Below are 13,880 nucleotides of genomic sequence, written 5' to 3' on the forward strand. Positions count from 1 at the left end.
CTGCTGCGATATATTAAGGACACACGATGGCACGCCCCTATTTAAACAAAACGGATCGTAAGAAAATGTTGCTCGATACCGCCGCTAGTATTGTCGATAAGCGTGGCTGGGGTGCATTGAGCATGATTACGCTGGCTGAAAAGGCATCTGTAAGCCGGCAGCTGCTATACCAAAATTTCAAATCAGTAGGCCAGCTGACCGAGAATACTGCTGACTATATGTTTGAAGATCTTTACTCCGCGACACAGGCGGTTTTAAGCGACAACGACAACGATATTATTCAGGCAATTCGGGAAGCCCAAGCGGTACTGCTAACCTTTCCCCCCGGCCGCGTTCAAGCACTGTGGAATATCATCTCTCACAACTCTTCCAAGGAACAACATTTCGCTAAAATCAGCCGTCGCTTCCGCCGCCTGATTTCAAACCTCTATACACCGCACATCATGAAGTTGATGAATTTAGACAAAGAACAAGCCGGCCAAACAGCGTGGCTACTTATGATGTCTTTCTGGGGCGCTCAACAGTTAGTGAACGACAAAAGCATTAGCATTGAAGACGCCACCAAACTCATTACATCCCACGTTGAGTGGATTGTGATAGGCCGCCAGGCCCAAAGCAGCCAATAATATTGAGTAAAATGACCACCGGTATTAACTAATAATAAGGAAGCCGCAGCAATGAAACGACATGCACAAGAAATAGAAAACCTTATTAACAATCTAAAGGAGCATGGGCAAGCGGGCTTAAACCCTAGCGAGTCGCAATTGAGAGACTTGCTCAGTGAAGACCGTGACGGTCCTTTGCAATTTGTGAATTTACTTGGATTTCACGACACAGCACGTTATCCCGATGGCCATGAGTTGGCCACGCAGAAGCTCAGCGGCGAAAAAGCCTATGCTAACTACGGTGCGGTAGCACTTAAGCATGTTATGAAACGCGGCGGCACGCTGGTGTGTCTGAACACGGTAGAACAAACCATCATTGGTCCCGGCCACGCCTGGCATCAGGTGGCCATCATGCAATATCCAAACACCGCTGCATTCATCGACATGCTGCTAGACCCTGAATATAGCGCCGCGCTCATTCACCGCGACGCCGGCCTACGACAAACCGAAGTGCTGGTAACACGACCACTATTATAAAAGATACGGGAATTCAGTCGCCAAAGGCGACCTACCCAGAGTGCGACATAAAATGGTTGGGGCCGTGAGAATTGACGGCCACCTCTATTTTTTGCACTGCTATTGGCCGCTACTAGCGATACTCCATTTTTGCGGAAATTCGATTGAATACCCCTGGAAAAAAGCGTTTTATCGTTGGCGCAATTGCACTAATTCCCTTGCCGACAACCACTTCGTCGCGATTATTTATCATCGCCTTAACAATGCCCTTTACACATGTTTCTACCGGCATGCCGTTGATTATCGAATCATCATTTTTATTCTGCGCCTCGCCACTTTCATTCAGGGCATTAATCGCAATATTAGTTTGAATAGAACCAGGACATACCGTCAGGCAATGAATGCCCTGCTGCGCGGTTTCTGCACGCAGGCAGTCCATAAACCCCACCACTGCGAACTTAGAACCCGAGTAACCCGAGCGCAACTTAGAGCCAATTTTTCCTGCGACACTGCTAATACAGACGATCATGCCCTGATGCTGCGCTATCATGCCCGGTAACAATGCCTTGGTCATTGCAACGGAACCAAGGTAATTCACCTCCATTAACTGACGGTAAACGGCTAAATCGGTATCAATGAACAGTGAACGCTGGGAGATACCGGCGTTATTAATCAGCACATGCACCGCGCCAATCTCTGGCAATTGGGATTGCACCGCATCAACTAGCTTATCGGCATCCGCCAAATCCAAGGGCACAACCCAATGCCGCCCCATACCCCCGGGTAGCGACTCTGCTATTTCAATCAAGGCATCGCGACGCCGGGCGGACAAAACAATACGAGCACCTTTTCCTGCTAGCTGTCGACAAAGCTCAAGGCCTATTCCTGAACTGGCCCCGGTAATCCAAATCGTCTTATTCTCGAGATCCATGGCTGCTTCCTATAATTTTCGGTGTGGCGAAATTAAGCTCGCCTAGCAATATGCTCCATGCACCACCCCATAGGCAAGTTTATAAACCGCAGCTGCTCAATAAGCCGCTAATGGCCGTTTTCACGCCAAGGGTAAAACTCAAGCAGCAAAGCGATCTAAGCCTGGTAAATTAACTTGTCGATGGCTAAAGAACGCCAAAATCATCCACATATTGAAAGAATATATGCCATATTGCTAACTTGGCTACCGAGTTTAGCGCTACATACCGACAAGAAAAATAAGGTATTAAACATCTATACCCTGACAGTAATTTAAAACACCGTTTCAAGGACAGCCCCCTTATGAGCGCCAATACACCCTATCGATTAATGGGCCGACCGGAGTCGGGTTACTCGCTGAAAGTACGATCTGCGCTACGCTACAAAAATCTTCCCTTCGAGTGGATGGATCGTTTTAAACATCAGGCCCTATACCAGCAACACGCCAAGGTACCGCTAATTCCTCTCTTGTTGCTGCCCACTGGCAGTGCCATGCAAGATTCGACACCCATACTGGAAATGCTAGAAGAACAACATCCAGAGCGATCACTCCACCCGCCGGACCCCGCCCTGCGATTTCTGTCCGAATTACTAGAAGAGTATGGCGATGAGTGGGTGAACAAACTGATGTTCCACTATCGCTGGGGCTATCCAGCTGACCAGAAACGACGGGGCACGTCACTGGGGCGCGGGGTTGTTGAGGGCAAAGGTTTTAAGCTGCTCGCGCCCATCATGACGCCAATTGCCGCGCGCTTCATTATTAAACGAATGGTGCCGCGAATGGCCTTTGCTGGTGCCAATGAAAACAATGCACCTATTCTGATTGCCTCATTTTCACAGCTGATCGATATGCTGGAAGCCCATCTCAAAACCCGCCCGTATCTATTTGGCGGCAGCCCGGCTTTCGCTGACTTTGGACTTTGGGGACAACTCTGGCAGGCCTGGACTGACGCCAGTTGCGAGACAATAATCGAGCAGCGCGCGCCCTCGGTTGTGGCATGGATCAAACGTATGGAACACCCAAGTATTGAGGGTGAGTTCGAATCCCTTGATTCCTTGACTGCCACCCTAAAACCCATTTTTGAGCGCGAGGTCGGCCCGCATTTTCTTGCCTGGAGCGTGGCCAATGCCAAAGCATATAAGGCCGGTGAAAAGCAGACCGAACTACATATGGATGATCAAAAATACTATCAAAAAACCTTCAAGTATCCGGCCAGCAGTCTCGACATCCTTAAAGAGAAATTTAAGGTCGCAGCGTCCAACCGTGGGCTCACTGATTTTCTCCAAGACACTCATTGTCTGGCCCACCTACAGGCACAGCCATGACTGCGTGAGCATTTCTTAGATGACGAACTTCAGGTGAATATTTTCAATCGATGAGATTCAGCCGAGCAAGTTCAAATCCATAAATTAAAATAAGGACAACAAGGCAATGACACAATGCACCGAGTTATGGGTTGATCGCGGCAACTATCGCAACACCAAAATAGTGAGCGAGGCCAGCCGCCCTTTAAAAGCTGGGGAGATTCTCGTCGCCATCGATAAGTTTGCCCTTACGGCCAACAATGTCAGTTATGCACTTTCGGGGGATATGATCGGCTATTGGAAGTTCTACCCCGCCGCAGATAACTGGGGCAAGGTGCCGGTGTGGGGCTGTGCGAATGTGGTGACATCTGAGTGCCACGATATTGCAGTGGGTGAGCGTCTCTGGGGCTTCTTCCCTATGGCTAGCCATGCCATTCTCGAACCCGGGAAAATCAAAGCCGAGTATTTTAGAGACGTTGCCGCGCATCGCGTCGATCTGCCTGGCCCAAGTCTTTACAGCTCCTACCGGCGGACACAGGCAGAACCTGACTTTGTACAGCAATTTGAAAATCAGCGCTGTCTGCTATTCCCCCTATTCGCCACCTCTTTCATCATCTACGACTACCTGATTGATAATGATTTCTTTGGCGCGCAGCAAGTGGTAATAGGGTCAGCATCATCCAAAACCGGATTCGGGTTGGCCATGATGTTACACAACGACTCGGCGGTGTCACAGGCCGTCATTGGCGTCACCTCAGCTCGTAATAAAGCATTTGTCGACTCCTTAGCCTGCTGCGACCAAATCATTCTGTATGGCGAAGAGCCGCAGATAGACAACACCCTAGCCACCGCCTACGTGGATATGTCTGGCGATACGAAACTGACCACCGCACTTCACCACCATCTGGGCGCCAATATGGTTGAAAGCTGCATGGTCGGTGCTAGTCACTGGGAAAGTAGTGGCGACGTCGGCGAATTGCCTGGTGCCAAACCCAGCTTCTTCTTTGCGCCCAGCCAGATTGCCAAGCGAGATCAAGAGTGGGGCCACGGCGTGGCCATGACAAAAGCTATGGAAGCCAGCTTTAAGGTCGCCTTAAAGGTCAAAGATGTCGTAGAGGTCGAGTGGATTAACGGCGCCGAGGCAGTGAATACGGCATGGCAGGATCTGCTTGATAACAAAGTGTCGGGCAGCACCGGCATTATGGCGTCAATGCTTGCTGGTAGCTAAGGCCTTGCGATGCGGCTGCTAACAATTGTTAGCAGCCGCACTCAGACACTTAGGGCGTGACGATAGAAAATACGCCTTTAAGTTTGTCCTGTAGCGCAAAAAATCGGGCCAGATCTATTTTACTGCCGTCGATAGACAACTCATCAGAAAATAGCAGATCTTTCATGTCCCCCTGCCCTAGAGCAAGATCCAAAAACAAATCATGACTTATATTGAGCGTTGCGTTTGCATCGGGATCTGCTTCTGCCTGACGATGATGCAAAACCGAATTCTTCAGTGTTAAGACGTGAGTTTCGCCTAGATCGGTAAATACGAAGTTAATCGTCATTTCCATACCGTCGGCTTTAGGGCCATTCAATTGCGCCGCCATGACATTAAAGAAATTTGAGCGCGGCGAGTGCACTACCATGTCTTTAGCCACACTCAGGTCCTGAGTCTTACCCGTTTTACCATGGCGAAGTTCGTGAGCACCAGTAAGGTAGACATCGCGCCAGGGACCCGATTCGGCTTGATACCCCAATTGATCATAATTACGCGCCAGCAAGGCTTTGGCCTCTTTGTTCTCTGGCTCGGCAAATACCAGATGATTAAGCAGCGTTGCAACCCAGCGGTAATCGCCCTCAGCAAACGCTTGCCGGGCAATATTTAAGACCTTATCTGCACCGCCCATAGAGGCAATATATCTGCGCCCAATATCCTCGGGTGGCAATGGATTAAGGTTGGCAGGATTACCGTCGTACCAACCGAAATAGCCTTGATAGACCGCGCGCGAATTGTGGGAAGTGGTGCCATAGTAGCCACGGTTTGAAAAACTTTTCTGCAGCGCAGAGGGCAACTCCAACTGCTCAGCGATTTCTATCGGCGTGTAGCCCTTATAAGCCATGCGCAGGGTTTGATCGTGAATATATTTATAGGTGTCACTTTGGACTTCTAAAAACTCAGCGATGCGCGCTTGCCCCCAGATCGGCCAATGGTGGCTGCCAAAATAGACATCAGCCTCTCCAAAGATTTCTGCTGCCTCGTCAATAAAACTGCTCCAGGCCAATGCGTCACGAACTTTAGCGCCGCGTAAGGTATAGAGGTTGTGCATATTTCGCGAAACTAATTCCGCCCCGCAAAATGCTTTTTTCTCCGGCAAATAAAAGGTGAACTCGGCTGGGGCCTCTGAGCCAGAAACATTTTGGAAGACAAAAGAAACACCATCGATAAGTAGGTTTTGACCAGTGTGATCGACTAGATCGGTGGGCGTTAAAATACCCACCGTGCCAATACCTGGCTCTTTGCCCAAGCCACTATCAACATGACCTCGCGGCGTTCTCGGCAGTGGCATACCGTACATATACTCTGCACGGCGATTCATGGTCGGCCCTGCTAAAACATTCTCACTTATCGATTCATCCATGAATCCCGCCGGAGCGATTACCCGAATATCAGCGGCCTTGGTTTGGGCTGCCGACAGCGCCCCTAAGGCACCCCCAAAATGATCGATATGACTGTGAGTAAACAGTATGGCTGAGATTGCACTATCACCAAGATGCTGGCGGGCAAACTCCACCGCCCGCGCAGCTGTCTCAGCCGTCGTCAAAGGATCGACCACAATCCAGCCACTCGAACCTTGAATGATGGTCATATTGGCGAGGTCAAACCCCCGCAGCTGATAAACACCGTCGGTGACTTTAAACAGTCCGTGGATATTATTGAGCTTGGCCTGTCGCCACAGGCTGGGATTGACACTGTCGGGAGCCTCACCGCTAATAAAGTTGTAGGCCGGCTGATCCCATATAATCTTATCCCCTTTACCGCGAACCGTGAGTGAATCGTCACTGGCAATTAGGCCTCGCTGGGCCTCAATAAAATCCTGCTCATCGGCAAAAGGCAGTTCTTGCAATACTTGGCGATTGATATCGGCGGTGTATGTCGTGGCTGGTGTACTGCCATTTTCATCGGCATCTGCAGCCCGTTCTAGCGGCGCATCACTGCCACTGCAGGCACCAAGCAAAGTCATTCCGGCGCACAGCCCCATCGCAGCCAACAGTGTGATCTTATTCATAGCCTATTCCCCATCGCCAAATTATTATTTGTAAATAACCTTAGAGACTGTACACCCGCAAAGCAAGCTCAAGAGCAAGCCAGTCATCGCATTAATACTAGGCTAATGCATAAACCTTACCCCCGCTACACCAGAGACACAAAATGATTGTGGCTTAGTAAAGATTAAGAACTTCAGGAGGAATCGACTGCCAGTGCGCGGGTGATAGAGCGACTCATAGACGCTAAATTCGATAGCAGGCAATGAGGCGTTTTTGTCTAACATTATTATTATACTGGCCATGCGATGCTTGGCAGCATCGCATGGCATAACTTGGGGCGACGCAAGGTCAAAGCTGTTACACCACCCCCATCGCTGGTTCTAACTTGCGCGCAATCGTCGGGTTTTTCTCATACCGGTGAACGTTTCCCAAACACTAATAAGAAACACTTTCAGTGCCGCTTCATTGGGGCGTGGGGCTTTACCACTTCCAATTCTGTGCAGCTGGCGCGTATACCAAGTGACCTCCATAATAGCCATCTTGTCCACCAAGGGAATGCCGGTTTTGATTGGCTTTACGGTTTGACGGGGATTATCACCAGCGAGCAAGCGCCGTGACACATCAGGTTCAATGGCGAGTATCCGCGCGATTCCACAAATATCTAGCGACCCAGATGCCAGCGCTTCATTCATACCAGCGGCACTTCTAAAGCCACCCGTCACCATCAAGGGTGTTTCAGGAATGCGTTTACGGACTTTATCGGCAAAATCTAAGAAGTAGGCTTCACGCTTGCGAGTAGACTCACGCACGCCAGTCATTGCTGGCGCCTCATATGTGCCACCAGAAATTTCAATCAAGTTAATTCCAGCATCGGTGAGAGCCGACATCACCTCTAAAGATTCTTCTTCGGTGAAGCCGCCGCGCTGAAAATCTGCGGAATTAAGTTTAATACCAATAGGAAAGTCAGGCGCAGTCGCGGCGCGCATCGCCTTCAATATCTCCAACACAAAGCGTCGGCGATTCTCGGTACTGCCACCCCATTGATCGGTGCGTTGATTAGTATGCGGAGAGAGGAACTGACTAACCAAATAGCCATGGGCACCATGAATTTGCACGCCGCTAAAACCAGCTTCACGACAAATTCCCGCAGCCTTGGCGAAACGGGCAATAATATCTTCAATTTCTTCCGCGGTCAGTTCACGCGGCGTTTCAAAAAACGCCTGCATAGACTTATTAAACTCAACAGCTGACGGCCCTACTGATTCTTTATTCAAGCCTTTGGGACACTGCCGACCGGGGTGGTTTAATTGCACCCAAATTTCGGCGCCATTTTCTTTACCCGCTGCCGCCCAAGCTTTCAGCGTATCCATATCACGGTCATCTTCTATCACCACATTACCTGGCTCGCCTAGCGCGCGACGATCAACCATTATATTTCCGGTAAACAGTAAAGCCGTGCCACCCGCACCCCAGGTTCGATAAAGCTGCACCAGTTTATCGGTAGCGCGATTATCCATTGTACCTAAGGCTTCGCTCATCGCTGATTTAGCTATGCGGTTAATGAGTGTGCTTCCGCCGGGAAGGGTAAATGCGTCGTTTAAAGTGGCCATGGGTACTCCGTACTTGAAAAATTAAATCGGGGAATATCCCCTGAAAAATGCCAGAAAATGGCAGCTGTGAAGGCGCTGTGAATGAAGACGCAAATAATAACTAAGTAAGCAATGACCAGCAGACGATCGATTTCCAATCATAATCGACCGTGAACTCTTCTTCAAACTGCATTTACGCTAAGGCAGCCACCAAGCCATGGCGTTTGAGTTCACACCCAAAATCCACGGTCAAAAAGTCCGCCTGTCCCAATTTCGACAGCCATGCATTCAAGCACTCTTTATCTGCTTGGGAATATTGCGCCACTATTTTTTGGGTGCGCTGCATGCGCCATAAAGAGTAGCTAAAGGAGGCCCGCTTATACTGGGCATCCATCATCTTAAGTTCAACAAGCCCGGTACTACGAGGCAGTTTATCACCTGATCTAAGTTGTTTAGCCGCTATAATCCCCTTAAGGTCTTGAACGGTTTTGTCCATAAAGGGCATATATTCAGTGAAGATAATTTTAATCACTGGTATCAATGTTTGCGGTATTTCATCATGCTCTAATAGCTCGCCCGATGCCTTATCTCCACGAGCCATTTTTTCCACCCATTTTTGCAAATTAGGCCGTCGGTCCAACCATTCACGTTTAGGCCATGGGTCACGGTTTAAGTGGCCAAACATAGGTCCCAACAAGCCAAAATCTGCAACTGTCGGCCGCTCACCCAATAGATAGCCATGCTCGCCAAAGTGTATCTCAAACAAATCTAATAGGTTCTTCGTCCAGGCCTCCAGCAGAGCAAGCTGCTCTGGCACCACCCCCGTGCTAGGGAGATGCCGCGCCATGTTTTGTAAAAAAGCTTTATCTGTGACTTTATTTCGTATTACGCGCGGCGCAAACGGCAATAAGCTTTTACCGCCTTCTTCACGAAGAAGATTTTCATAATTTTCTGAGTACGACCAGCGACTGTGCAAGGCCACTGGTATCCAGGCATCGTCCACCCAATTTTGAAACAGCTCAGCTACAAAGTTCTGCACTGGCCCCTCAGCCAGCACTGGAGGCTGTGGATGACGTTCTTCCAACTCCGCCATAATCAGTGGTGTATCACAAAGCCACTCACCCTGTTTGGTTTCTAGCGCTGGCATGGCTTGCCGGCCCGTATGTTTAGGGAGAGTCACCAACATATCAATCATATTGATATTTTTTTCGACGTAATCCACACCCTTATAGTTTAAATAACCGCGTATTTTTCCTGCAAAATATGAGGCCTGCCATCCGTAGTATTTGTATTGGCTCTTCATAATCTTTTACCTTATAAGAATTTCAAGACGGCCGTCGATCGCTCTATCGGCAAGCCTTGATAGTGATTTCCAAGACTCGCCGCCATCCGAGCTAGAGGGATATCCGGTATCGCGATCGGTAATAAGTAAATATGACGTGGAGCTGGCAGCGCCACGCTTTGTCCGCAGCGCCCATACAGCCCATGTCATCTGAGCGTGATTCTGCGCCCAGCTCCTGCGTGCTTATTTTTATCTACGCTTCAGCGGCTGCGATGATGTTTGGCAATCACAATAAAAACCACAGCAATAACGATCATAAACAAGCCCAGCAGTAGCTGAGCTCGAAAGCGGTCGTGTAGACCGTTCAGAACAACCTGATGCTGATGGTTATAGCCCTTTGGTGGATCGAGGACGCCGTTGTCTAATTTGTATTGTTCATACAGCGTTAACATGGCTTGAAAGCGCCCGGACTGCTCAGCACTGAGATCTCGGGTCTCACCGGGGTCGGCCACTATATTGAACAAACGCCAGGTATTGTCACCAACCGGCGCGCGGTTATAAACCAGCTTGTAGTCGCCCTGAAACAACACACCATGGCCGGCCAGCTCGTAGCCGACGTAGTCACTATCTGAGTAAATCCGATCTAGCTCAGCGGTCGCCAAGGGCAGCAGGTTCTTGCCCATTATTTGTTCCACCGGTTTACCCGCATAACGAGCGTCGGGGGCAGAAACGCCAGTCAAAGCAAGAATGGTCGGGGTAATATCAGCCACATAGGCAAAGGCATTGGAGAGATTCTGCTGCACCGCCAAGGGTTTGCCCGCCATAATCATGGGCACTCGCAAACCGCCCTCGCCCACATAAAATTTGTAATATGCCAGCGGCGAGGCACTGGCACTGGCAAAGCTCGGCCCAAGATTAACGTAGCTTCCCTTCAAACCTAGGGTGTCGTAATCCGCCGTATAATCCTGACGTGCCAACATCATCCCGGTTCTTACATTATTGAGTACCGCTGGCCCACTGGGCTCGCTGCCGTTATCGGAAGTGAAGATAAAAACCGTGTTATCAAACTCACCAATGTCTTTAAGATAGGTGACGAGCCGCCCGATATGAAAATCCATTGCCTCGACCATACCCGCGTAAACGGCCATGCGCTTGGCCTCAAAGCGTTTATCTTCTTCCGACAAGGCATCCCAGTCTCTGCTGGTATCCATGTCTACTGCCGCCACATCAGACGGGACAATACCTAAGTCGATAGCGCGCTGCCGACGAGCTTCCCGCAACGCCGTCCAGCCATTTAGATACACGCCTTCGTAGCGGTCAGTGAATTCCTGTGGCGCTTGCACCGGCATATGCACTGCCATAAAAGGCAGGTAGGCAAAGAAAGGTTGCTCGGATTGCGGTCTATCGGATTCGATAAAGCCAATCATTTTATCAACCAGAAACTCCGAAGAATAAAAATCATCGGGCAAATCTATAGGCTCACCATCGGCATACCAGTTGGCCTTTTCATAGATTGGTAAATACGGTTTTTGCTCCCAATTATCCGCGCCAGAATCTCCCATGGCGACGGTTCGCTGAAAGCCGCGGCGACTCGGGAGCTTGTCTTGGGTCTGACCAAGATGCCACTTACCCGCCATATAGGTGCGGTAGCCCGCCCCTTCCAACAATGTTGCTACCGTAACCACATTGTCACCCAAGACACCTTGATAGGCCGGGTGATGACGTTGCTGTGGCGGGGTCATTTCTGGAATATTGGCAACCCCAGCGCGATGATTATCAACCCCCGTCAACAACATCGCCCGCGCCGGCGCACAGTTTGCCGCCGTGTGATAGTTGGTGAAGCGTATGCCTTCATTCGCCAAGGCATCGAGTGACGGCGTATTGATTTCACTCCCGTAGGAAGCGAGGTCAGTAAAGCCCAAATCATCCGCCAGTATCAACACAATATTTGGACGCTTTGGCTGGGGCTTCGCCTTTGGCACCGCCTCCGCAGCAAGCACCGAGGTCGCGGAAAGCGCACATAGTAAGCCAGCACAAAAACTCATAATAGAATAACTTTTCATGGCTTGCTGACCACCGACTCCTTTAGCACCCGGGCCGCTATCAGCAGTATCACACTGAAGATAATTTCCGGCGCGATGATTTGCAGTGGCAAAGCGGCATCGTGGATTAGCCAGGCGATCATGCGCCCAAATGCAGTAAGGCCTAAGAGCAGTATGGCTGGGTAATACCATTGTGAATTGCGGGTGCTAAGGGCAATCAGCACGCAAAGACCCAAGGTAATAAAAAATGCGGATAAATCGCCAATCTGGGTACTTCGTCCGACGCCGTCCAGCAAAGGCATACCCAGCTCCGCGGCAATACCTGCCGGTGCAAGCAGCCAACGCAGCCCCATGCTCAAAAATAGCAGGCCGATAAATCCAACAATAAGTCTCAATACTTTTTTCATTCTTTTTCCCTGTGCCTGTATGCAAAAGCGTTACTGTTCGGCGAACACTAGCGCTCGGCGAGTAATTTGACGACGGTGTGTGCAGTTTCCAAACCCGAGTTTTGATTCTGTCCGGTGACGAAGCGTTGCTCTCCATCGACCACAACCCGCGTTGCAAAAATATCGCGAAAGGCGGTAGCGGCCTCGAATACGGCGCCCGCTTTGCGCAGCTCGGTTTCGGGGTGCATCGGCGTGACCTCAATACCAAGCTCTTTAATCTGTTTGTCGGTGACACCAGTAGTGCGGCGTCCGCTAATTAGGAGATTACCGTCGCTGTCCTTGGCTTTAATCAGACCGAGCGCACCATGGCAGACTGAACTGATAATCGTCTTTTTGGGGGAATAGTAGGCCTGACTGACCAACTGGCCGAGATACTCAGAATACCCCATGTCATAGGCGGCGCCCCAGCCACCCGCTAAAAAGATGACGTCGTAGTCACTGGCATCGACCGATACAATGGCGATGGAGTTTTTTACCTTCGCCTGAAACACGGTATCTTCAAGAAAGCGTTCATCTTCCGCGCTGCGGATCACCCGGCGAAAACTCAGCGGGTCGATTGGAATCTGACCACCCTCAATACTGGCCACATCCACGTCCATACCGGCTTCCTTAAAGACATAGTATGGATGCGTCATTTCTGAGGCAAAGACACCCGTTGCATCGCCCTCTGTAGATCCGGGCTCAGCCAAAAAGCCGTGACTGGTGGTAATAATAAGCGCCCGCCCACCGGCAAACTGATAGTGCTCGCCGTTATAATCAGGATGTAAGCCTGCTTTTTTCAGCACCGTTGGCAGCGCGATGGCGACGAGCGCGATGACTGACACAATAACGATAGCCGTGATTTTTATTTTTTTCATAACACCCTCTCGTCAATAATGGCCGCAGATAACCGAACATTACTGAACGCTTTTTATTATCGTCATTACACTAAGTAAAGTAACGGCCGTGGGACTTAATTATCTATTCCACGCTTGCTTGCACTAGCCTCAGCCGTCGACTTCAAATCCTAATCGCTATATTCCAATCAAATGGTTAAGCCACCATCGACAACAATACACTCGCCATTGGTGTAACTAGCTGCATCAGACACCAGGTACAGAACCGTGCCTGCCATTTCCTCAGGCTCCGCGTGGCGGCCCATAGGAATTTGGGATACTGCGGTCTGATAAATGTCATCGTTGCTGAACAAGGCCCCAGCAAATTTGGTTTTGGTAAAACCGGGCAGTAAAGCGTTTACCCGAATACCGTGTGGCGCGCACTCTTTGGCAAAGGCCTTGGTCATATTAACCACCGCCGCCTTGGTGATGGAATATATCCCCTGCAGCGCGGCGGGCTGCAGTGCATTGACCGAGGCAGTATTAATAATGACCCCACTGCCCTGCTCACGCATCAACCGTCCAGCTTCTACCGACATGAAGAAGTAACCGCGAATATTAACCTCAACGGTTTTATTGTATGCCGCTAAATCGGTGTCCAATATATGACCGAAATAGGGATTGGTGGCGGCGTTATTTACCAGGATATCCAATCTGCCATGGGTCTCGCGGATGTGAGCAAAAGCCTGGCCGATATCATCCATACTGCCAACATGACAAGCGAGCGCCTCAGCGCTTCCACCAGCCTCGATAATACTATCCACAACTGCCTGACAATCGATGAGCTTACGGCTAGACACAATGACGTGAGCGCCCTGCTCTGCCAATAGCTTGGCTATCGCTTCGCCAATACCACGACTGGCACCGGTGACCAGCGCAATTTTCTTACTAAGATTAAATAATTGAGTACTCACAAACACTTCTCCAAGAAAATTCAGTGCTAACTACACCGCGTCATAATAAATAGACTTCGCTGGGTCGGCCCTTGAAACA

General features: G+C 50.0%; 12 protein-coding genes. 4 read left to right on the forward strand and 8 right to left on the reverse strand.

Annotated elements, in window-relative coordinates; all coding sequences use genetic code 11:
• Window positions 1–26 precede the first annotated feature (26 nt).
• Together AB4875_RS13870 and AB4875_RS13875 are read left to right on the forward strand one after the other, a co-directional pair.
• On the forward strand, window positions 27–626 hold the full coding sequence (locus tag AB4875_RS13870; protein ID WP_368376651.1) for a TetR/AcrR family transcriptional regulator: 600 nt from the start codon (window positions 27–29) through the stop codon (window positions 624–626).
• 51 nt (window positions 627–677) lie between these two features.
• Window positions 678–1,142 carry a DUF1330 domain-containing protein gene (locus tag AB4875_RS13875; RefSeq protein ID WP_368376652.1) on the forward strand — a complete coding sequence of 155 codons (465 nt, stop codon included), beginning with the start codon at window positions 678–680 and terminating at the stop codon, window positions 1,140–1,142.
• 112 nt (window positions 1,143–1,254) lie between these two features.
• Here the strand turns inward: AB4875_RS13875 and AB4875_RS13880 are convergent, their stop codons facing one another.
• Window positions 1,255–2,052, reverse strand: a complete 798-nt coding sequence (locus tag AB4875_RS13880; RefSeq protein ID WP_368376653.1) for an SDR family oxidoreductase — start codon at window positions 2,050–2,052, stop codon at window positions 1,255–1,257.
• 341 nt (window positions 2,053–2,393) lie between these two features.
• Here AB4875_RS13880 and AB4875_RS13885 point away from each other — a divergent pair, with 341 nt between their 5' ends.
• Together AB4875_RS13885 and AB4875_RS13890 are read left to right on the forward strand one after the other, a co-directional pair.
• Window positions 2,394–3,416, forward strand: coding sequence for a glutathione S-transferase family protein (locus AB4875_RS13885; RefSeq protein WP_368376654.1), 1,023 nt, complete (start codon window positions 2,394–2,396; stop codon window positions 3,414–3,416).
• Window positions 3,417–3,522: 106 nt separating this feature from the next.
• Complete coding sequence (locus AB4875_RS13890) at window positions 3,523–4,623, forward strand: DUF2855 family protein (RefSeq protein ID WP_368376655.1); 1,101 nt, start codon at window positions 3,523–3,525, stop codon at window positions 4,621–4,623.
• Window positions 4,624–4,672: 49 nt separating this feature from the next.
• Here AB4875_RS13890 and AB4875_RS13895 read toward each other — a convergent pair whose 3' ends face one another.
• The 7 genes from AB4875_RS13895 to AB4875_RS13925 all read right to left on the reverse strand — a co-directional run bounded on the left by AB4875_RS13895 (window position 4,673) and on the right by AB4875_RS13925 (window position 13,801).
• A complete protein-coding gene (locus AB4875_RS13895) occupies window positions 4,673–6,673 on the reverse strand; it encodes an alkyl/aryl-sulfatase (protein ID WP_368376656.1) in 2,001 nt (666 codons plus the stop codon).
• Between the two features lie 360 nt (window positions 6,674–7,033).
• Window positions 7,034–8,263, reverse strand: a complete 1,230-nt coding sequence (locus tag AB4875_RS13900) for an NADH:flavin oxidoreductase/NADH oxidase family protein (protein WP_368376657.1) — start codon at window positions 8,261–8,263, stop codon at window positions 7,034–7,036.
• Window positions 8,264–8,435: 172 nt separating this feature from the next.
• The gene (locus AB4875_RS13905) at window positions 8,436–9,545 is read right to left on the reverse strand and encodes a glutathione S-transferase family protein (protein ID WP_368376658.1); all 1,110 of its coding nucleotides are present in this window, start codon (window positions 9,543–9,545) and stop codon (window positions 8,436–8,438) included.
• 239 nt (window positions 9,546–9,784) lie between these two features.
• Window positions 9,785–11,587, reverse strand: a complete 1,803-nt coding sequence (locus AB4875_RS13910) for an arylsulfatase (protein ID WP_368376659.1) — start codon at window positions 11,585–11,587, stop codon at window positions 9,785–9,787.
• Complete coding sequence (locus AB4875_RS13915; RefSeq protein ID WP_368376660.1) at window positions 11,584–11,973, reverse strand: hypothetical protein; 390 nt, start codon at window positions 11,971–11,973, stop codon at window positions 11,584–11,586. The genes AB4875_RS13910 and AB4875_RS13915 overlap by 4 nt, the downstream gene beginning before the upstream one ends.
• A gap of 47 nt (window positions 11,974–12,020) precedes the next feature.
• Complete coding sequence (locus AB4875_RS13920) at window positions 12,021–12,869, reverse strand: type 1 glutamine amidotransferase domain-containing protein (protein ID WP_368376661.1); 849 nt, start codon at window positions 12,867–12,869, stop codon at window positions 12,021–12,023.
• Between the two features lie 167 nt (window positions 12,870–13,036).
• Window positions 13,037–13,801: an SDR family oxidoreductase gene (locus tag AB4875_RS13925; protein ID WP_368376662.1), complete on the reverse strand. Its 765-nt coding sequence runs from the start codon at window positions 13,799–13,801 to the stop codon at window positions 13,037–13,039.
• Window positions 13,802–13,880: the final 79 nt, after the last annotated feature.

Source organism: Zhongshania sp. R06B22, from assembly GCF_040892595.1.
Classification (GTDB): domain Bacteria; phylum Pseudomonadota; class Gammaproteobacteria; order Pseudomonadales; family Spongiibacteraceae; genus Spongiibacter; species Spongiibacter arctica.

What these genes read in the sequence shown, in the direction of transcription:
- AB4875_RS13870 (WP_368376651.1), top strand. Translation starts at nt 27, where the DNA reads ATGGCACGCCCCTATTTAAACAAAACGGATCGTAAGAAAATGTTGCTC.
- AB4875_RS13875 (WP_368376652.1), top strand. Translation starts at nt 678, where the DNA reads ATGAAACGACATGCACAAGAAATAGAAAACCTTATTAACAATCTAAAG.
- AB4875_RS13880 (WP_368376653.1), bottom strand. Translation starts at nt 2,052, where the DNA reads ATGGATCTCGAGAATAAGACGATTTGGATTACCGGGGCCAGTTCAGGA.
- AB4875_RS13885 (WP_368376654.1), top strand. Translation starts at nt 2,394, where the DNA reads ATGAGCGCCAATACACCCTATCGATTAATGGGCCGACCGGAGTCGGGT.
- AB4875_RS13890 (WP_368376655.1), top strand. Translation starts at nt 3,523, where the DNA reads ATGACACAATGCACCGAGTTATGGGTTGATCGCGGCAACTATCGCAAC.
- AB4875_RS13895 (WP_368376656.1), bottom strand. Translation starts at nt 6,673, where the DNA reads ATGAATAAGATCACACTGTTGGCTGCGATGGGGCTGTGCGCCGGAATG.
- AB4875_RS13900 (WP_368376657.1), bottom strand. Translation starts at nt 8,263, where the DNA reads ATGGCCACTTTAAACGACGCATTTACCCTTCCCGGCGGAAGCACACTC.
- AB4875_RS13905 (WP_368376658.1), bottom strand. Translation starts at nt 9,545, where the DNA reads ATGAAGAGCCAATACAAATACTACGGATGGCAGGCCTCATATTTTGCA.
- AB4875_RS13910 (WP_368376659.1), bottom strand. Translation starts at nt 11,587, where the DNA reads ATGAAAAGTTATTCTATTATGAGTTTTTGTGCTGGCTTACTATGTGCG.
- AB4875_RS13915 (WP_368376660.1), bottom strand. Translation starts at nt 11,973, where the DNA reads ATGAAAAAAGTATTGAGACTTATTGTTGGATTTATCGGCCTGCTATTT.
- AB4875_RS13920 (WP_368376661.1), bottom strand. Translation starts at nt 12,869, where the DNA reads ATGAAAAAAATAAAAATCACGGCTATCGTTATTGTGTCAGTCATCGCG.